The organism is Coprococcus sp. ART55/1 (genome assembly GCF_000210595.1).
Taxonomy (GTDB): Bacteria; Bacillota; Clostridia; order Lachnospirales; family Lachnospiraceae; genus Coprococcus; species Coprococcus aceti.
In genome coordinates, this window is sequence record NC_021018.1 from 1,146,255 (window position 1) to 1,147,320 (window position 1,066).

Sequence of the window (1,066 nt, forward strand, 5' to 3'; positions counted from 1 at the left end):
ATAACGTTATATCCATCTATTCCTCTGTCAGTTTCGAACATATAATGTTAGTTTACTGGATTTTTTTGCAATCCCACATTTCTTTTGTACTCATATAAATCGTTTACAAGGTATTCGTTTGTTTTCCTTTCCACGTTTGCATTCCATGATTTCATACTATATTTTTGTTGAACGGAATGCTATTCTACATATTTCATTTTTCCAAAAATATTCTTTCTATAGTGCCCCAATTCCTCTGCCAGTCCCTGTTTTAACTGTTCATTCCTAATCTCGTTGTAAACCATCATAAGGAAATTGTATGCCCTATCAATGCAATTCTGTGTTTCCATCATTCTTATTATAGTTGCCTGTTTTTTTACTATTTCCAAATAAACAAGCTCTTGATATGTGTTCTTCTCTGTCCTTGCTAGTTCCACATCATCTTCTACAAATGATATAAATTTACAATAATCATCTAAATTTGAATCTGTTACTTTACAACAAAGAGCGTATAATAATCTAGATTTCTTGTCATTTAAATTAAGTACACGCATAGCATCATCTTCCGCTCCCTGCAAATACAAATAAAATCCATACCAATATGACGCATCTACAAAATTATTATATGCCATTCTACTGTCTATCCCTTCAATAGCTTGATGTGTTTTTAGATACGCATCAACCAAATAAGAATACTTATAATAATCCAGTACATTCTCCTTACATTTATCCAAGCCTTCTCCTTCTATCCCCAATGTCAGCAAAATACTATTAAACCCACTCAAATAAAACAATGCCTTCACCACTCTCGGCGATAATTTGGATACATCTGATAAATCCATTGATTCACATGCTTTATTAAACCACTTGGCAGCCAGTCCCGGTACCGATTTTTCTCCTTGTCCTGCATAATACTCACCAAGCAATAACATATATTCAATGTCTCCAGCATTTGCTCTTGCTTCAGCTTCCTCGATTGTCATAAATTATACCCCCGTGTCTACTAATTATTAAATATTGAAGTTCATTTTTGCGTACTTTCCTCCGAACTTACAATCTGATCAAATTTTCCCATAAAAATATCCTC

At 33.5% G+C, this 1,066-nt stretch carries 1 protein-coding gene; it reads right to left on the reverse strand.

The window, feature by feature from the left end; translation table 11 throughout:
* Positions 1-179: 179 nt before the first annotated feature.
* Positions 180-962: a hypothetical protein gene (locus tag CCU_RS05450; protein ID WP_015533867.1), complete on the reverse strand. Its 783-nt coding sequence runs from the start codon at positions 960-962 to the stop codon at positions 180-182.
* Positions 963-1,066 lie beyond the last annotated feature (104 nt).

Coding starts and splice junctions, on each gene's coding strand:
- CCU_RS05450 (WP_015533867.1), bottom strand. CDS start 962: ATGACAATCGAGGAAGCTGAAGCAAGAGCAAATGCTGGAGACATTGAA.